This is a genomic window from Bacillus sp. OK048 (assembly GCF_900103525.1).
Taxonomy (GTDB): Bacteria; Bacillota; Bacilli; order Bacillales; family Cytobacillaceae; genus Neobacillus.
Genome location: NZ_FNHN01000013.1, coordinates 52,917 through 71,758 on the forward strand (window position 1 = coordinate 52,917; position 18,842 = coordinate 71,758).

At 36.8% G+C, this 18,842-nt stretch carries 18 protein-coding genes and 1 pseudogene; 12 read left to right on the plus strand and 7 right to left on the minus strand.

Translation table 11 applies throughout. The annotated features are described in order from the left end of the window. Positions 1-202: 202 nt before the first annotated feature. The 3 genes and pseudogenes from BLR86_RS26225 (at position 203) to BLR86_RS26860 (ending at position 2,494) form a co-directional block, all read left to right on the plus strand. Positions 203-361, plus strand: coding sequence for a hypothetical protein (locus tag BLR86_RS26225; RefSeq protein WP_175492985.1), 159 nt, complete (start codon positions 203-205; stop codon positions 359-361). Between the two features lie 254 nt (positions 362-615). Further along, a pseudogene (locus BLR86_RS20470) lies at positions 616-1,131 on the plus strand (bclA protein); the annotation flags it as partial. 463 nt (positions 1,132-1,594) lie between these two features. Beyond that, entirely contained in the window at positions 1,595-2,494 is a 900-nt protein-coding gene (locus BLR86_RS26860; RefSeq protein WP_302847234.1) for a collagen-like domain-containing protein, read from the plus strand. A gap of 690 nt (positions 2,495-3,184) precedes the next feature. Here the strand turns inward: BLR86_RS26860 and BLR86_RS20480 are convergent. Further along, a complete protein-coding gene (locus tag BLR86_RS20480) occupies positions 3,185-4,063 on the minus strand; it encodes a sulfite exporter TauE/SafE family protein (protein ID WP_090766016.1) in 879 nt (292 codons plus the stop codon). A gap of 149 nt (positions 4,064-4,212) precedes the next feature. Between BLR86_RS20480 and BLR86_RS20485 the strand changes: the two genes are divergently transcribed. After that, entirely contained in the window at positions 4,213-4,452 is a 240-nt protein-coding gene (locus BLR86_RS20485; RefSeq protein ID WP_090766019.1) for a hypothetical protein, read from the plus strand. A gap of 400 nt (positions 4,453-4,852) precedes the next feature. Continuing rightward, positions 4,853-5,005, plus strand: coding sequence for a hypothetical protein (locus tag BLR86_RS26230; RefSeq protein ID WP_175492986.1), 153 nt, complete (start codon positions 4,853-4,855; stop codon positions 5,003-5,005). 156 nt (positions 5,006-5,161) lie between these two features. Here the strand turns inward: BLR86_RS26230 and BLR86_RS25770 are convergent, their stop codons facing one another. Next, positions 5,162-5,638 carry a hypothetical protein gene (locus BLR86_RS25770; protein WP_139185674.1) on the minus strand — a complete coding sequence of 159 codons (477 nt, stop codon included), beginning with the start codon at positions 5,636-5,638 and terminating at the stop codon, positions 5,162-5,164. A 418-nt stretch (positions 5,639-6,056) separates the two neighbouring features. Between BLR86_RS25770 and BLR86_RS20495 the strand changes: the two genes are divergently transcribed. The 5 genes from BLR86_RS20495 to BLR86_RS20515 all read left to right on the plus strand — a co-directional run bounded on the left by BLR86_RS20495 (position 6,057) and on the right by BLR86_RS20515 (position 11,519). Continuing rightward, positions 6,057-6,509 carry a hypothetical protein gene (locus BLR86_RS20495; protein WP_090766025.1) on the plus strand — a complete coding sequence of 151 codons (453 nt, stop codon included), beginning with the start codon at positions 6,057-6,059 and terminating at the stop codon, positions 6,507-6,509. Positions 6,510-6,802: 293 nt separating this feature from the next. Then, on the plus strand, positions 6,803-7,921 hold the full coding sequence (locus BLR86_RS20500; RefSeq protein ID WP_090766030.1) for a glycosyltransferase family 4 protein: 1,119 nt from the start codon (positions 6,803-6,805) through the stop codon (positions 7,919-7,921). Between the two features lie 162 nt (positions 7,922-8,083). Next, the gene (locus BLR86_RS20505; RefSeq protein ID WP_217642407.1) at positions 8,084-9,352 is read left to right on the plus strand and encodes a glycosyltransferase family 4 protein; all 1,269 of its coding nucleotides are present in this window, start codon (positions 8,084-8,086) and stop codon (positions 9,350-9,352) included. Positions 9,353-9,636: 284 nt separating this feature from the next. After that, positions 9,637-10,623 (plus strand): polysaccharide biosynthesis protein, encoded by a 987-nt coding sequence (locus BLR86_RS20510; RefSeq protein WP_090766036.1) that lies wholly within the window; start codon positions 9,637-9,639, stop codon positions 10,621-10,623. Beyond that, on the plus strand, positions 10,620-11,519 hold the full coding sequence (locus BLR86_RS20515; protein WP_090766039.1) for an NAD-dependent epimerase/dehydratase family protein: 900 nt from the start codon (positions 10,620-10,622) through the stop codon (positions 11,517-11,519). Before BLR86_RS20510 ends, BLR86_RS20515 begins: the two co-directional genes overlap by 4 nt. A gap of 330 nt (positions 11,520-11,849) precedes the next feature. Here BLR86_RS20515 and BLR86_RS20520 read toward each other — a convergent pair whose 3' ends face one another. Further along, positions 11,850-13,103: a glycosyltransferase family 4 protein gene (locus BLR86_RS20520; RefSeq protein WP_302847235.1), complete on the minus strand. Its 1,254-nt coding sequence runs from the start codon at positions 13,101-13,103 to the stop codon at positions 11,850-11,852. Positions 13,104-13,388: 285 nt separating this feature from the next. On the opposite strand from BLR86_RS20520, the gene BLR86_RS20525 reads away from it, so the two are divergent. Together BLR86_RS20525 and BLR86_RS20530 are read left to right on the plus strand one after the other, a co-directional pair. Beyond that, positions 13,389-14,075: a class I SAM-dependent methyltransferase gene (locus BLR86_RS20525; protein WP_090766045.1), complete on the plus strand. Its 687-nt coding sequence runs from the start codon at positions 13,389-13,391 to the stop codon at positions 14,073-14,075. A gap of 33 nt (positions 14,076-14,108) precedes the next feature. Beyond that, positions 14,109-15,461, plus strand: coding sequence for a glycosyltransferase family protein (locus BLR86_RS20530; protein ID WP_090766048.1), 1,353 nt, complete (start codon positions 14,109-14,111; stop codon positions 15,459-15,461). A gap of 87 nt (positions 15,462-15,548) precedes the next feature. On the opposite strand, the gene BLR86_RS20535 is transcribed toward BLR86_RS20530, so the two are convergent. The 4 genes from BLR86_RS20535 to BLR86_RS20550 all read right to left on the minus strand — a co-directional run bounded on the left by BLR86_RS20535 (position 15,549) and on the right by BLR86_RS20550 (position 18,712). Then, on the minus strand, positions 15,549-16,211 hold the full coding sequence (locus tag BLR86_RS20535; RefSeq protein WP_090766051.1) for a sulfotransferase family protein: 663 nt from the start codon (positions 16,209-16,211) through the stop codon (positions 15,549-15,551). 90 nt (positions 16,212-16,301) lie between these two features. Beyond that, positions 16,302-17,273 (minus strand): CgeB family protein, encoded by a 972-nt coding sequence (locus tag BLR86_RS20540; RefSeq protein ID WP_090766056.1) that lies wholly within the window; start codon positions 17,271-17,273, stop codon positions 16,302-16,304. 11 nt (positions 17,274-17,284) lie between these two features. After that, positions 17,285-17,776, minus strand: coding sequence for a hypothetical protein (locus tag BLR86_RS20545; protein ID WP_090766059.1), 492 nt, complete (start codon positions 17,774-17,776; stop codon positions 17,285-17,287). 183 nt (positions 17,777-17,959) lie between these two features. Next, entirely contained in the window at positions 17,960-18,712 is a 753-nt protein-coding gene (locus tag BLR86_RS20550) for a BMQ_0737 family morphogenetic spore coat protein (protein ID WP_090766061.1), read from the minus strand. Positions 18,713-18,842 lie beyond the last annotated feature (130 nt).

Below are 18,842 nucleotides of genomic sequence, written 5' to 3' on the forward strand. Positions count from 1 at the left end.
AAAAAACTTAATTTACCGCACTTTTAGCACACATGATTAAAGATATTACACTCATCTTACGGGCGGCATGATGTAAGGCTTTTAAGCCATACATTTGAGAAATGGTTAAGTCCATTTTCCGACCAAACTGAGAACTGGTCACGGTAATAACTTTTTTCTAAAGTATAGACTACTTCCTAAAAATAAGGAGGTAGTCTTTTTTATGTTGTTGAAAGTTGCTTACCAAGATTTTTTAGATGACAGACGCTTTAAAAACACAACAAAGACAAACATAAAAAATTACGAAATGCTCTTAGGTAAATTTGTAGAGTATTGCATTGAGAATAAGGTTGTAAACGTCGAAAACATCAGCAAGCAATAAACTACTGTCTAAACCAGTGGAAAAAATTAGAGGCATTCTTAAAGGATGGGCAGGATAGAAATAAGCAGATTGCTCATTCCATACCGAAGTCACCAACATATTATTTATAGATTAATTAAACAATTTTATGAGGTGACTTTATGGCTAACAATAATCGACCAGTTAAAGGGTGTTGTCCTCTTTACCCTATTCCAAAACCTCCAAAGCAAAGATGTGTTTGTCCTCCTGGGCCTAGAGGAGCTAGAGGACCACAGGGACCTCAAGGGATACCAGGACCTTCAGGACCCTGTCTTTGTGACTGTTGTGTTTCTCCACTTCAGTCAGTCTTACAACAACTTGTTGGGCAAACTGTAATTCTTGCCACTATTGCAGACGCACCAAATGTACCTCCTCTCTTTTTTTTATTCACTATTATTGAAGTGAATGACTTTTTAGTTACTGTTACAGATGGAGCGACAACCTTTGTAGTCAATATTTCTGATGTAATAGGGATAGGATTTTTACCACCAGGACCTACTATCAGCTTGTTGCCACCTGTTGATTCTGGGTGCGAATGTGATTGTCGTGAACGACCAATTAGACAATTGCTGGATACACTTATTGGTTCTACAGTGACTCTTTTAGTAAGTAATGGTTCTACTGCAGCAGAATTTAACGTGGAACAAACAGGTCTTGGCATAGTGTTAGGTACTTTACCAATAAGTCCTGATACAATCGTTAGATTTGCAATTTCAACTTGCAAAATTACCGCTGTAGGGCAAACTAATTGAATAAGGAATGATGTTAAAAACAAATATTTATACTAATTGAGGAAATGAATCGGCTATTGTTTTTCTTGCTTTCTTATCTCCATTTGTGATTGTATCAATATTTATTAAGCATTTTATTGATTCACTTATTGAACTGGATACGTTTCTGTAATAAGCAGGAACGCTTTTTCCTATTGCGCTAAGGAAAGTTAGCTGAAGCATAGAAAGTCCATAGTACACACAACATAGACGCTTAAAATGGCTTATAGAAGCGTTTTAATTGGTTCTATCCCCTCTTCTTACTTCCTAGTATTCAATTAACATAAGGTTGAATCTGAGGGCATTATGAAGCTTACTGAGAAGTTCCCTGTTTATGTGTAGGTGTGATTCAGAAACCACACACAATGCTTAATATTTTTCCATTTAGCACAAGCAAATATGTCATTGAGGACATATTATTTTAGTGATAAAGGAGATGATATATTTGACGTTTAATGGAAAAAACTTCATAGGATGTTGTCCAACTTTCCCGATTCCAAAACCTCCACAGCAAAGATGCATCTGTCCTCCAGGACGACGTGGACCTATTGGTCCACCAGGACCAGCTGGAGGACCAGTAGGTCCAGTAGGACCAGCAGGACCAACAGGACCAACAGGGTCGCCAGGAATTCCAGGACCAACAGGATCACAGGGGATAGCTGGATTAGCAGGACCAACAGGAGCAACAGGACCAACAGGACCAACAGGGCCACAAGGAATTCCAGGACCTGCAGGGGGATCTGGGGGACCACAGGGGCCACAAGGAATTCAAGGACCTGCAGGACCAACAGGACCAACAGGACCACAAGGAGTTCCAGGGCTAACAGGATCACAAGGACCAGTAGGACCAGCAGGACCTGCTGGAGCAACAGGACCACAAGGAGTTCCAGGACCAACAGGACCACAAGGACCAGCAGGATCAGTATTAGACTTTGCAGATTTTTTTGCGTTGATGCCTGGTGATAATGCTGCAACAGTTGGAGCCGGTGGAGATGTAGATTTTCCGCAAAATGGACCTACTAGTGCGGGTGGTATCTTCCGGGCTACTGCCGATTCATTTACCTTGTCTGCAATTGGCATTTATCAGGTCTTTTTTCAGGTGAGTGTGAGCGAACCGGGCCAACTGATTTTAACTCTCAATGGCATTGACCTAGCCTATACGGTGGTCGGGCGAGCAACCGGTACTTCTCAGATAGTAGGAATGGCTCTTGTGCAAACGTCAGTCATCAATTCAATACTGACTGTACGAAATCCTGCTGGCAATTCCCCGGCACTAACCATCACTCCTCTTGCTGGAGGAACAAGGCCTGTTTCAGCACACCTTGTTATCACGCGACTCCGCTAGATGGGGAAAATAGAATGACCTACTCTATACCGAACCAAGCTGTAGATGTTTTGTTACCAATTGAAGAATAGCTTGGTTCAGATTTCGTATAGCTTCTGGTCTAAGTTCGGGAGCTGGTCTCGTTGTCATTTATTTCCCTCATTTTCTATTCGCTTGTCCTGAAAGAACGTAATAGACGGAATAATGGTTTTATTAGTAAAGTTTTCAACGGAAAATGGGCGTTGATTTGATAAAGGTTTGATAATATTCTGTAGAACTATGCAAGTCTATGATGAACAGTACGAATATGTTGTGTAATAAAATATCTTGTTGAACCGAGATGGAGCTGCCGACGTATAGGCAGCTCTTTGTTGTTTCGCTGGAAAGGGTAACAAAACACGAAGAAGACATATGCATAATATTATGCAGTATTATATATGAATTTGGTAATGGGTCGGAGAGAAAGGAAAACCCACGAAGGGTAATCCTCGAATCGATTAAAGACAACCAACAAAGGTCAAGTTGGGTTGGAGATTCGCAATTCTAATAGTTTCAACAAATCCTGTAATAGAAAACCTGATCAACTTGCTAAATGTAATCTTTTGCTGGTCCATTACCAACTGTTACTTTATCAATTTTCCTGAAGGTAAGTCAAAAATGATTAAAAGCAGAAACCAAAAGAGCTTTTAGTCACTCTCTATGGATTTACTTTTAATCTGGATTGTTACATCTACTCTTTCTTATCTTCAAAATTACATGTATCACAGCAACTACCCAAAGGATTGCAAGCGCAAAATAAGTGAATAGACTTATTGTTTGAGATACATTTAGTGACCCTAATAAAGTTCTGATATTAGTGATAATTATAATTCCACCAACAAGAATTCCTAAAAGGTTGGTGGGTATTATTTTGACTAACCAAGCAGCGATAGGTGCTGCTATAATACCACCAATCATTAATGCTATTACCCATTGAATATTAATTTGTGTCCATCCTAAGGTTAAAAGAAAACCCAGTGTAGATGATACAGCAATTGCAAATTCACTTGTATCTACCGACCCAATTACTTTTCTTGTTTCCATCGTGTTGCTTGTTAGTAATACAGGTGTTGCGATTGGACCCCATCCTCCACCTCCAGTAGAATCAAAAAAGCCAGCAATAAAGCCGAGAGGTATCAACTGCTTTTTTCCCATTTTCTTTTTTGAAAGTTGTTCGGAAGAATTTAATTTAAATAGAAAACGATAAATGACAAAGACACCCAATATTAACAGAAAAAAGGACACATAGGGTTTAACGATATCACCAGGAATGCTGCCTAAAAAACAGGCACCTAGAAAAGCCCCAATAGAACCAGGTATTATTAATCTATAGATAACTTGTTTATCCACGTTTCCAAATCGAATGTGCGAAATTCCCGATGCAGCAGTAGTAACTACTTCTGCCATGTGAACAGAAGCAGAGGCAACAGCAGGTGCAATACCAAACATAAGTAATAATGAGGTTGAGGTAACTCCATAGGCCATACCTAAGGAACCATCTACTAACTGTGCTACCAATCCAATTAAAGCAAGAATTATTAGCCTTCTCAAAAAAACCTCTCCTTTTGAACAATTTCCTGAATAGACAAATAAAGTAATAAATGAGCTATCAAAATGAATAAGACTTTTTGTAATTGTTAACTTATCTAATAAAGTTTCTAACCTACAATATGAGAGGACAAAATAGAGGGTTCCAGTATATGAATATAAGGTGGGCCTTTAAAACCATTATGGGCAGAGTAAGAATTGATGATGTTGCAACTAACTTAGGTGGCTATGCTCAAGGAAACTTAACTCTACCAGGGGTAAAAATAATTGAACCTAAGGTCAATGCAATCTCTAACTCACTATCGGTATTACTTTTATTCGAAAAATTTAAAAAACATCTTCTAGTACAATCGTACAAGCAAAAAAAAGTTAATTCATATAATGTATTATGAAAGTGAGGTGCTCTTATGTGTTTATGCCATGAGTTTAATAAACGATTTTCACCTAATGGCTTGTACCATGGAAGAGTTGTACAATCAACATATGGTAAAAATGCAAAATTAGTTCCACCCCAAGTAATGGTGAAACAAACAACAGAGATTTATAAGAGGTACGGGAAAAACAAGTAAAGAGGTATAAAAAAAGCGATTGTAGTCTACAATCGCTTTTTGCTTTATATCAGTGTATTTGCCCGTTTCAAAGTTCTTGTTTTTTCATTACTATATATAGATAAATGTCCGAAACCAATTTACCCATTGATTCATAACATATTTGTAACGGATAAAAGAGCTGTAAAAATTTTAAAATTATATTGTCCGCTTTTTGGAAACACCTGTTACAGGGGGATTAGCAATGTATATGGACAAATTGGAACGAGGAAAACAGCGAGTCCTTATACAGAAATATAAAGGAATTAATCGAAAACGAGCATCTCCGAATTACAATGGCAACAAGCGCTCAAAAATGGTCAATAGAGAAATGGGGCATAGAGACAATGATAGCTAAGACACTAGCGATTTATAAACAAGTTATTCAAACCCAAAATGGAGATGATGTTGTTGAGACATAACTATAGAAGAGTTGCGCAATATATGAAAATACTTCAATGGCGACGAAATCAACTACTTTCAAGACGACAACAAACAAGGACATATCATTACCCTAGAAGACCGATGCAACAAACAAGGGCATATCCTTACACTGGAAGACCCATACAGCGAGCACAAACCCAACCTTACACTGGAAGACCCATACAGCGAGCACAAACCCAACCTTACACTGGAAGACCCATACAGCGAGCACAAACCCAACCTTATACTGGAAGACCCATACAGCGAGCACAAATCCAACCTTATACTGGAAGACCCATACAGCGAGCACAAACTCAACCTTATACTGGAAGACCCATACAGCGAGCACAAACCCAACCTTATACTGGAAAACCAATACAGCGAGCACAAACCCAACCTTATACTGGAAGACCAATACAGCGAGCACAAGCCCAGCCTTATACTGGAAGACCAATACAGCGAGCGCAAACTCAACCTTATACTGGAAAACCAATACAGCAAGCGCAAACCCAACCTTATCTTCATGCTGGAAGAACGATTCAGCAAAACAAAGCAAACCTTCACACACGGAGGCCAATTCAGAAAGCTAGACCGAACAGGCACCCGAACAATGCAAGTAAACAAAAAAATAAAACAAATCCACGAACGAGCTTTTTCAAACCACATGAACTCTTACAATTTGCTCCAAAAAAAGACAGAGTAATGTGGGAATTGATTATTAGCAGACTACCTTCAGACTATTCTATACCTGATCCAGAATTTATTAAATTATATCAATCTATATGATTTGAAAATATTAAAAGAGTAACGAGAGATTTCATTCTCTTTCGTTACTTATTATTTTATTTTTGCATTTGAAAGTAAGCACATCTTGGAGGGTCACATTCCTAAATAGAAAAATCAGGTCCTCCATTTTAATTTTTTCGTAAATTGTACAAGCAATTGGAACTATCATTTCATTTATTGTAATAAAGGAGGTGAAAGATATGGTTACTGTAAAATCTTTTAGCTTTAATGAAGCAGCTATAGGTAGTTTTTCTCTTCCACTTACGTTGCCTGCAGGACAAGAGTTTTTTTTAACTTCCATAATAGCGAGCAATATTGCACCGGGAGACCAATTAAAATTTGATGGTACAATCGGTTGGTCAGTAAATGCAGTTTTACCAGGATTAGCTGAATTAATTATACGAATACGACGAGGCAGTTCTACCGGACCCGTTGTTTTTGAAACTAGTGACAACCTTTTCCTAAGTGTAAACTTAGGAGGAAGTCTACTAGGAAATATAACTACTTCCGTGAATCATGCTGAAATTGCCCAAGTTGGTACTCCTACCTCTGAAACTTATTTTTTAACGGCAAGATTTCAGAATCTCCTAAATATAGGTACAACATCTATTGTAGGTCCTGTTCATTTTAGTGGTACCGTTTATGGTCCTTAAATCCTCGCATACTTGACTTAGCTAAATAGTATTCGTCGTTCTATGTTAAGGGGCTGACCCAAAAGGCACATTTTGTTCCTTTTGGGTTGAGCTCTTTTTAGTCGGTACAAAAAACAAAAAAATCGGTCCAAACTGGTAGATGGAAGTTCGTCACAAAGAGCCTTCCAACAAAGACTTGAAAAAGGCCCGCCAGCAAATGAAAGAAGACTTGAAGGAATTATTTATTTGTCCCATGCCAAATGAATGATCCATACATATGATGCAGTACCTACAGTTTAAAGCGAGGCTCTAACATGAAAATCCTAATCACATCTAAAACATATCCAGGGGTAATAGGAGTATCAACATACATTGAGCAACTGTTGCAAGGATTAAAACTTCACGGCCATCATGTTGATTTTTTCATCCATAATCCTTTCTTAAAAAATCCTTATAGTAATTATAGGAGGAAAACAACCAATCATTATCTTGATAACTATCAAGCTGCTGCTTCTCATTTACCTTTTGTTCAATATGACATTGTTCATTCACAGGGTATCATTCCAACTGTTGCCGTTTCGCGAATTTTGCCTAATCATATTCCATTAGTGAATTCCCTGCACGGTGCCTTAACTTTTAACTCGCTAATCAACGGAGGATTAAGAAAAAACACACCCTCCTGGCAACAAAGCCTAGCTCTTGAATCTAGGGCAGTTTCGTCCAGTGATATTTGCATTGTTGGTTCAAAATGGTTAAAAAATGTATTGTTACAGGATTATAAAGTACCTGAAACCCAACAATTTTCCATTATTCCATACGGATTAAATATTGAAGAGTTTAATAAAAAAATGCAGATGCCTCCTTCCATTCTCAGACCAATAAATAAGTTTGTTATCGCCTGCACGGCTAGATTAGTTCCGTTAAAAGGACATAAATACCTACTAGACGCTCTAGTAAAATTAAAACGCCATCGACAAGATTGGGTGTGCTGGCTAATTGGGGATGGACCTCTGAGTAATCAACTAAAACAGCTAGCGAATAAACTAGGTCTCCAAGATTATATAAAATTTCTTGGTAATCAAAACAATATCCCCGCTTTATTAAACCAAATAGATTTATTTGTTTTCCCAAGTTTGCAGGATAATTTTCCTTATGGAGTTATGGAAGCACAAATAGCAGGTGTCCCTGTTATAGCGACAGATGCAGGGGGAATACCCGAAATGATCCATAATGGAACGTCTGGACTGATCTCCCCCAAATATAATAGCGATTCACTATTCCAAAATATGAAAACTCTTATTGAAAATGCTAACCTTCGAGGAGTTTTAGCAAATAATGCGAAAAGCTGGGCAATGGAATACTGTTCACAAGAAAAAATGATTACAAACACCATCGCGGTTTATCAAAAAGCCTTACAAATGAAAAATGTATAAATAAAAAACTAGCTCTCAAAGAAACTACGTAGATATGATGAAGTGACCAAAACGAGGGGTCAGATATTTGAAAAATTTATTTATGTGTACAGAATGTGTTTCCCCAAAAGAAGCTCTCCCGCTTAATAATCTTATGATAAAAAATTAATGTACCACAAAGGAATGAGTGATTTAATGAAAATCTTATTGGCGACTTATTGGGCTTTACCGCAACTAGGTGGTGTATGGACATTGATGTGCGAAATCAAAGAGAGATTAGAGTCTTATGGACATGAAGTGGATATTTTAGGAAACTGCCAAGATTCTTCAGGTTATCAAATAATTAATAAAAATTTAGTTATTAAAAAAGAGCAGCTTATTCCTGTACTAAGTACTCCTATAAACCGTCAAAGTTCTCTAGTAGCAAATGTGAATAAAGTAGGATTTGACTTCGAACTTGATCTATACTGTATGGAACTTGCTGTATCTTATTTTGGCTTGGAACAATATGACATTATCCATACTCATGATGTAATATCCTCTAGGTGCATGAGTAGAGTCAAACCAAAACAGACACCTTTATTTACAAGTATTCATGGAGTCTTAGCAAGAGAAATTATTCGATTCAATAAATTTCACAATCCTAATGTATCCATTGAAGAGATACTGAAATCTACAGGTTGGCTACAAGCCTGGGTACTAGATAAATTAGGTTCCCATTCTGCAGATTTAATCCATTTTTCTTCTACATGGACTAAGGACATCTTTATCGAAGATTATGGTCTATCTAATGATCGAATTGTTACTTTTCAATATGGAATGAATATTGATGAATTCTCAAATAAAATGAATCATCCTACTGAGATAAAAAAACCGCAGGATAAGAAAGTAATAATCTATACCGGAAGACTTGTGGACTTAAAAGGTGTACAAATATTATTACCTGCGCTTTCACAGTTAAAAAAAGAGCGAGAAGATTGGGTTTGTTGGATTGCAGGTGATGGTGTCATGAAGTTACCCCTGCAAAAACTATCTGCTCAATTAAATTTAAACGAATTTGTAGAGTTTTTAGGAGCTCGAGATGATATTCCAGCATTATTAAAACAGTCGGATATATTTGTACTGCCAAGTTTACAAGATAACATGCCGCTCTCCCTAATCGAAGCTCAAATTGCTGGTAAAGCTTCCGTCATAAGTGATGCAGGTGGTCTACCAGATATGGTTAAACATGGTGAAACAGGTTTAATTGCTCCGGCGGGTGAAAGCGAACCATTATTTGAACACCTAAAAACTTTGTTAGAAAATGATTCATATCGAAATAAATTAGCCGATAATGCAAAACAATGGGCCTTTAAACACTGGTCAATAGATTTAATGACCGAGAGACTCCTGAAAATTTATAAGAATATGATAGAAAATGATGATAATACAATTGGTCAATTAGATTTATAAACAAATGGACTACACACCTATAAAAAAATAAAAAGGATGAACTCACTTATTGGGGATAGCACAGCAATTTTCACGGAGAATTAGTACGTTAAAGAGGGTTCCTTTAAAAATACAGCGTAATACAAAGGTTTGAAAAATACCCCATACAAAAGAAAACGAAGATAAAAAAGATAATAGTAAATTCTTGATATTATTTTCCGTTTTTACCAATCTGGTTAAACGCGTAGAGCATGTACTCTTTTTTAACATAAGATAGTAAGAAGTTAAAGGGAGGTGGAGATACATTGTTCGAAAACAGCACTGTTTTGGTGACTGGAGGTACGGGATCATGGGGGTATGAACTAGTAAAACAGTTACTTAAATTAAATCCAAAGGAAATTAGAATTTTCTCAAGAAATGAGTCAAATCAGGTTGAAATGAAAAGGGCTATTAATAATCCAAAACTAACCTTTATTATTGGTGATATAAAGGAAATTGATTCATTAATGTCTGCAAGCAAGGGAGTGGAATATATCTTTCATCTGGCGGCATTGAAGCATGTTCCTATTTGCGAGGTACAACCCTATGAAGCTCTAAAAATAAACATAATAGGGACACAGAATGTAATTGATGCAGCTATCTATAATAATATAAAAAAGGTTATCTATGTTTCTACCGATAAGGTTGCCGATCCATCGAATTTTTACGGTCTTAGCAAGGCAATGGGAGAAAAATTGACAATTCACGCCAATATACTGGGGTCGAAAACAAAGTTTGTCAGTTTAAGAGGAGGAAATCTTCTTGGTTCGAGCGGGAGTGTAGTCCCACTTTTTCAAAAACAGATCAAAGAAAAATCAAAAATCAGCATTACTGACCCTAATATGACGCGTTTTTTCCTAACAGTTGAAGATGCAATAAAGTTGCTTTTTAGAGCAGCTATAGACAGTGTTGGCGGTGAGATATTTGTCATGAAAATGCCATCATGTAGGATTGAGGATCTAGCACATGTCCTTATTGAATCTTCCGGTGGAAAAAATGTGGAAATTGAGTTAACGGGTATACGGGCAGGTGAAAAACTGCATGAAATTCTGTTTTCTGAATATGAAAGCAAATATACGATTGATTACGATGACCAGTATTACGTGATTCTTCCTTCATTACCAATAGAGAAATTAGATAAGCACTATTCAAAATATCCAAAGGCGGCGCTTAAAGTATACAGATCCGACCAATCATTTATGACCAAAGATCAAATAAGACAAATGTTATTTAATGGCGGTTTTTTAGCGTGAAATCTTCAAAGATTCTAATTACTGGTGCTGCGGGATTTACAGGCAGACATGCTTGTGAGCACTTTTCAAAAGCTGGTTTTCAAGTTATTCCAGTAGTAAGAACTAAAAAAGATTCCGACTTCGAGTTAACATATAATGTCATTGAATGTGATCTTACTAATAAGACTGGTGTAATGACGCTCATAAACAGTTATGAACCTGATTATGTTTTACATCTGGCAGGACAAAATTCTGTTGAACAATCATGGAAAGAGTCCTTAATAACTTTCGAAAGCAATGTGATGACAACAATTAATCTTTTAGAGGCGATTCGTAATTCAGGGAAAAATAGTAAAGTGATGATTGTAGGTTCAGCTTTAGAAATGGACCTAGCAAATGCAAATTTTCCCCAACATCCCTATAGTCTAAGCAAGACTATTCAGACGCTATGTTCTCGGTCATGGGCCCATTTGTTCAACATGGATATTATGATTGTGAAGCCTAGTAATTTAATTGGACCCGGTTTTTCAAACGGGATTTGTTCAATTATAGGAAGACAAGTTGCCTCTATGATTAAAGGGCATAGTGAAAAAGTTATCGAAGTCAATGATTTGTCTGCTCATAGAGATTTTCTCGATGTAAGGGATGCTGTTGCAGCTTACCATATTATACTTGAAAAGGGAGAATCGGGTAAGATATACGACATCGCGATAGGAGAAACACATTCAATCGAAGAAGTTGTTCTTGGCTTTGGTAAAATAGCTGACATTAAAATTACGATTCGCTCAAAATTGCCTTTTCAAGAAAGATTTATTTTTACTATTGATAATTCAGAGTTGAAAAACTTAGGATGGAAGCCAAATATCCCTTTTAATGTTTCACTAAAAGATGTTCTTACTTTTTATTTACAAATATAAAAAGGAGAATAATTGGCTTTTAAATATGTTTAATTTATTCTATCAATGTATCAGTATGTCATAAATTTAAAAGTAACGAAGAAAAGAGCTTCGTTACTTTTTTTCTTCTGTTATAACGGAAATTCAATTTGTACAAATTTACAGTTTTTGAAGAAATAAGCTCAATAGTTAGTAAGTTGAAGAAAATTTTGGGGAAATTTTAATATAATACATGCTTTCTTTTTCGAAGCTGAGGGTTTGGCAGCTGCTTAAATGGTCTTCCAAACTGATTGAAAGGAGGAAATTGTTAAATCGGGTCTGTTAGTCAGAGGACTTTGCTTCGGCCAATGCTTATTTATATTCACCAACATCCTCCCCTTTTTTGATTTTAATAACTTGCTCATAGATCTCTAATGTTTGGTTAATCATTGTCTTTAATGCCCATTTTTCCATACCCCACTTTAATGCGTTTGAAGCCATGGTATTTCGAAGATCCTCGTTTTCTAACAATTCTTTTATATTATGAAATAAGGAGTCGCTATTCCCTCTTGGCGAGATTAACCCGTTTTGACCATGGACAACAGCCTCAGGCATTCCGCCAGCATCTGTAACCACTACAGGTTTGCCGGCTATTTGTGCTTCCATAATGGCGTAAGGAAAGGATTCTTGTAAGCTTGAAAGCACACAGATATCTGCTTGGTTTAAGATAGCTGGAATATTCTTTTGCGAGCCTAGAAACTTTACGTTTTGATCTAGGTTTAACTTTCTGGTTGTGTTTATTAATTGAGTTTGTAAATTCCCGTCTCCCACCAGCCAGCAAACCCAATCAGTACGATGCTGTCGGAGTTTGGCAAGAGCCTCTAATAGAAATTTATGCCCTTTAATAAATACTAAACGAGCCGGGCAAACAATAACTGTTTTACCAGGAGGAGCAATTATAGGGGGAGGTTCGTTCATTCTTTTTCGAAATTCTTTTATATCTTGTGCATATGGAATAATTATTAATTGATTGGCATCTACATTGAACTCGTTTGTTAATAAATCCTTTAGCCATGTGGTTGCAACAATGGTAATATCACTTGATAAAGAACCGGTATACTCTTGCCAATGTATATACCTCCAATCAAAATCTTTTGAATTTGAACCTCGATTTTTAGCAACCGTATTTCTTTTGTGTAAAAGATATTCGGTCGCTATACAACCGTGAATACTTGCAACAAGTGGAGTGTTTTTCGGTTTTACACGTGTTAATAATCTTGATGAAAAAATATCTTGGGTATGGATTAAATCATAAGTCTCTAGATTAAAATAACTAGCGGCCAATTCAAAACAGAGATGGTCTATTTCTTTATTTTTATAAATGGGATCAAGATTGGGGAAATGATAATGAAAACATTTATTTATTACCTTTTTTAAATTAGTAAGGTCAATAAATTTGTCAGTATTCACCATATAGTATCCATTTAAAGTTGGATGTTTAGCGAAAATATCAACCTGATGTCCTTCCCTTTCCAGGCCTTGTTTTAATTGTTCGATGTACATGGCGGATCCCCCTATTACAGGGTGTCCCCAATAAGTGGATAATAAAATTTTCAAGTCTGACACCTCTTTTACGCGTTACGATATGGTATGGCACTTACGTAAATAAGACTGGGCGAATACAGTTTTTCTTATCAAACAGAATATATATGTTAGTCATATTTAAGAAACGAATGAGCAATGCTAAAGGGATTTCTGTTTTCTGTAAGAGTGTATGTTCTTTCGGATTCGTTACTCAAACCAAAAGAACGTAAAACAAATATAATGAAGGAATAAGTAAAACTCACCAATAAGAACCAAAAGGTGGTGTATACAATATATTAACAGTAACTGTTTGGGAGGGGTTTGGGGATGTGGAATCAATATTATGATTTAAAACTTACAGAACTGGAAATTCAAAAAGGGCTCCATCGCAGTTTGGTAGGCGGAATGTGGAGAGAACTGGGAGAGAAGCAGTTCAGTTTTTTGAAAGATAATGGATTGGAGCCCCATCACTCACTCCTTGATGTAGGATGCGGAAGTTTACGAGGAGGAATTTTTTTTATTAAGTATTTAAATGAAGGGAAGTACAGTGGCCTAGATATCAATCACTCTCTCATCCGAGGTGGGGAGGCAGAACTTAAGAAAGCGAATTTATTAAAGAAAAAACCAATGCTTTTGGTGAATGACAGCTTTCATTTCCAGCTTTTTAAGAATAAGTTTGATTTTGCCATCGCTCAATCGGTGTTTAGCCATTTACCGTTAAATGTGATTCAAAAATGCTTGGTGAATATGGAAAAAGTTCTTAATCCGGGCGGGAAATTTTATGCCACATTTTTTGAAACGAAAGAGAAGTTCAACGATCATCCTGTCAAGCATTCGGGAGGTCTTACTACTTATCTCGACAAAGATCCCTACCATTATCACCTTTCACTGTTTGAGTATTTAATTAAGGATTCTTTCTTAGAATTGGAGTATATAGGTGAGTGGGGACACCCACGGAATCAAAGAATGATATGCTTTCATAAAATGGAAACACCACCGAGCACCCAGGTTTAAATAGACGATTTTTTGGGGAAAGGGGAGTATGTGTTGAATCTGAGTAAATTTATTGAATCCATTATCCCAAATGTTGAGGAAGATCAAGTGTTAAATTGCTATCAGGTTAAAGATTTAAATAGCAGCAACCTCTATAAAATTATCATTCTATCTAATCATTTGGAATATATCCCTCCCTTTGAAATGAAGACGGTATGGGAAAAAATAAAAAATGCTCTTTGTCCAGGCGGTTTGATTATCATTAAAACGGTCTTAACCGACCACCCGAATGAACTTGCTGAGGGAGAATTAGTTTCAAATTCTTTCCGCTGCAACAAACAAACAGGGGATACCTTGTTAAGGAGTTGCCTCAAACAGGATTTGATTATGGCAGAATCGGAAGAGGAGTATTTTGCTTTAATGCGAAAAGAAGACCTTTCCTTCTTGAGCGAAGAACAAAAAGGAAGATTCGAGTTTCATCATCAAAATTGGTTAATCAAATACGGTCTTGAAGTAAAAGGGAATTACCTAGAAGAAGATGTACGCCAAATTGTACCGGGTCCAGGCCGAGTGATGATCGGATGTGTGGCAGAAAATAATAAGAAATATCAAACTCAGGCCCTTAGGCTTGTACAATCTATTCGTTGGTTCGGAGAATCGATGGCAGGGGCGAATATTTTCGTATGCATGGTTGATAAAGCAGATCCTGATTTTGTAAAGGAATTAGAAAAATGGGGTGTGTTCGTTCGGATCGTACACCGTTTTAGTGTATCTCATCCTCCTTCTAACAAGCTCCGGCTATTTGAATTGCCTGAAGTTTCATCTTACGACACTGTCATGCTTTTGGATTGTGATACGGTAATTGTCCAAGATCCTTCTCCTTTTATGGATGGTAATCATTTTCAGGCAGAAATGGCTGCAGGCTTAACTGTACCCAATAATATTTTTAGAAATCTCTTCTCTCATTACGGTCTTCCAATGCCAAAGGAAAATTACTTAACAGCATTCTCCAAACAGAAAACAATCTGGTATTGTAATGCAGGCGTGTTAATTTTCCCAAGCACATTGATACAGTCTTTTTTTCCGATTTGGAAAAAGTACACGACCGATTTGTCTGGTAAAAAGACCTTATTGGGAAAATATTACTTTTTCTGTGAGCAGGCTTCCTTATCAATCGCCTTTGCAGCACATCCTTTACCATTTGCAAGATTGCCTCTGATAATGAACTTTCATTTAACACCTAACATAAGCAGTGAGATGAAAAAATCCGATCCTGTAATCATCCATTACCACAAAATGAATGATGAAACAGGATTTTTAAAACATATATCTAAAAACCCTTTCACAAACAACCGGATTAAGCTCTTTAATCAACGATTAAAAAGATATTTAGAAAATGACATATAGAAAAACCCGAAAAATGGCCATTTTTATAATCGTGTCCATTATTCGGGTTTTTGTTTATTGTAAGAAATCTAAAAGGGTTATGTTTCATTAAAAAGTTTGTAATCTTTTATCTAAAAATGCTTTAGTTTCGTTGAGTCGATAATCGGGAGGGTTACCGTTCTTGTTATTTATTTGGCTGACAAATTCTTCTGGATCATTAAGGATATCTTGAAAAGAAACATCAATTATCTTTTCAGGTGGAAGACCGAAATTGTGACGATAATGATAAAGCTTTTTTAGATAAGGTGTTAAAATTAGATTTGCAGCTCCAATTGTGTTTCGATCCCGGTTTGCAAGGGATCGGACGGAGGCTTCGAAAGGCCTGTGTACAAAAACATAATGGATATCTGCTACCTCTTCTAAATATGGTTTCCAGAGTTCAAACGTTATTAATGTACGCGGATCTTTAAGACCCCATATAGGCTTCTTGTTTTTGTTAATAAATGTACGAATTTTTGTAACTAACATTTTGGTTTCTGGGATTTTTTCTAGATTTGGTAGTTTGTTCCATGTACTGTTTACACTTTTTAATATCTCTTGATTTAATTGGACAAATTCGACATTTTCAAAATGGCCTTTTTGATTATGTTTCGTTGCTTGGATAAGTCTGTCCCCCATGTGAACACCTAAAAGTTGCATAACACCAGCAGTAGCGCTCGAGCCAGAACGGTGAAGGCATAAAATAAGGAAAAGCTTGCTTTTTTCTTCCAAATGTAACAGCTCCTTCTACCTATATATTAGAGTTTTCAGCCTTTACTTATTTGGTATGACTAAAAAGAGCTATCCTGCTGAACAGCCTTTTTATTTGGTTAAATCCTTAATCAATTCCAACATTTTCTCAAGCCTATGCTCAAAAGTATGTTCTTTCAATACACGATTTCTAGCATTGTCAGAAATCCATTGGCGTTCCTTTTCAGATTTCAGATAATAATCAATCTTTTGGAAAAGCTCCTCGTTATTTTTGAATGAAACGATTTCCTCATTTTCTATAAAATGGTTTGGTAAATCCTCTTTGAATTGAATCAGTTGAAATGAGCCGCACGCCGCGACATCGAAGGTTCTGTTGTTTATACTTTTGCCGTTAATACCTAGCCTATTTTGATTATGCTTCAAGTTAAATGGCCGATGAGTATTTAACACGATCTTTGCACCGTTATAAAAATTAGCGACCACTGAAGGATCCATCCATCCTTCATGAATCATTAATTTAGGGTTGGTTCGAAAGCGAGATAAAGGATTTGACCATTTACCCACAACATTAATATTGTGGGCTGTATTCTGTAAAAGGGACTGAATTAATTGTATACGATCCGGATAGGGAAACCCGACGAGGCAAATATCGCTTCTGTATTTTGCTTCCACAAGCTTAGGTTTAAAGACTTGTGGTTCTGTACCAAGTGGTAATTGGTAAGCATGCAAATGCCCATTGTTTTTATAATATTCGAGTGCTGCAGAATCAATAGTAAAAGCAAAATCAAAATATTGAGAAAGTACTTGTGTTCGATCCATAAAATAAGGATCTTCTGTAAACCACACCGCTGTTTTAACTTGCTGTTTCTTTAAATATTGAACCATCTGGATGGGTAATTTAAAACCTACTAACGTAAGGGCCATTTCTGGATTGAATTCACTTGTTAGTGACTGCAAATTAGAATATCCATCATTAAAATGAAAAAATTTAACCTCATGTTTTTTAGATAGCTCATCTATGATCCATGCTTCAAAATAATCATAAATGCCTTTATAACCGGATGTAATAAATAAAATTTTCAAGATTCCATCACCTAATAGTTTACTGAAATATTATTTAATGCTGGGAGTCCGTTTTGAATTTCATCACAGTAAAAAAATCCTTCAATCACGGCAAACTTTGGATCACTTATGGTTGAAATACACAGCTCATTTGCAAATGTTAGATTTCCGCCAGGTTCTATAAAACTGCAATTGTTGGGTTTTAGTATGTGTTCCCCCGTTTCCATAGTTTTTTCTTTCCAATTATCATAGATGTAATGCCATGCTTCAGTATTAGTTCCATCAATCATTAGGGCAGTATGGGAAACAGAACCGATTTTTCCGCCTAGACGAACATTTTGTTGAGGCTTGGTTCGTATACATATGATAGGATTATTCAGTGTTTTTCCTCCGGTATTTTTTATGATGAAGTTTCCAATGATGGTCATTTCCTTTTCTTCTTCATCCATATCCGGAAGCATTACAGCATAGCTGAACCATGCCAGCGCCTCTGCATGAACCTGTTCTCTTTTTTTCCAGAACAAGCAGATCTCCTCCTCTGATTACAGGAATATTCCTAATATTCTATTCGTTCATCTCTCATTTAATGTTAGTAAAGCTTATTCAATAAAAATACGCGAATCTTTTTTGTTATGTTTTTTCGGCTTAACTGAACAAAAAAAAGAGGAGATTGAACTCCTCTGAAAACTTAGTCCTTTGACCCATCTCTATAAAGGAGTGGGAATTGGTCCTCCTCCTGGGAAGATTGTAGGACATTGTGGTGGGAATGCAAGTGGAGGACATACAAGAGGCATATCCGTCCGTGGCTGACAGAAGTCAGCTGTAATTTCAAGCTTCACCAGTGCCTCCATCTGAACATTTTGGCAAAGATTGATGGAGATATCGAGTTGTTGGAATTCGAAAGTTCCAGGTGTAGCTAATGGTCGACAAATTAAGTTAGCATCACATTCAAAGTCAGTAATTTCACATTGAAGGAACGTGCCAGGAGGTGCACAAAGGAAAAACTTCTCTGATACAGCCCATGGAATTGGTAAGGATGTACAAACATCACCTACAGGGTTTGTTACACGAACAACAATAAACCCTTTTTTTAATACCTTTACCTTTTGAAGAGTAACTGTAGATCCATCAGGCAGTTGAAACTGTCCGCTTGCACGGCCTTCTGACTGCGGGATTTCTGCACATAGAATAGCACCAGGTGCTAAAGGATCAATTGGGGTTCCGTCTTCATCTGAAGGGAAACATTCTACCGTGAAGTTACCGCCGAGAACAGCACAAGGGTCATCAGAACCTGATGTTGGTGTGGTTCCCACCGGGCAATCAAAGAACACTGTTGTTCCAAGGTCACCTCTACCAAACGCCAATAGAGGAACATCTACCTGACGCGTTACCCAGTCGTAGACTTTGTTCACTTTGATACAAAGAGTCTCCTGACCGCCGCTTATAGCTTTAAAATCCATGAAAAAATCATCCTCTCTTTTTCTTATATATTTCTTTTTTGGGTTGAGCCTATTGTATCCTATGCAGCTATCCTGAAAAGTGTTTAAATTTTTTAGTTTTTCATACCTGAATCAGGAACATACAAAAAGG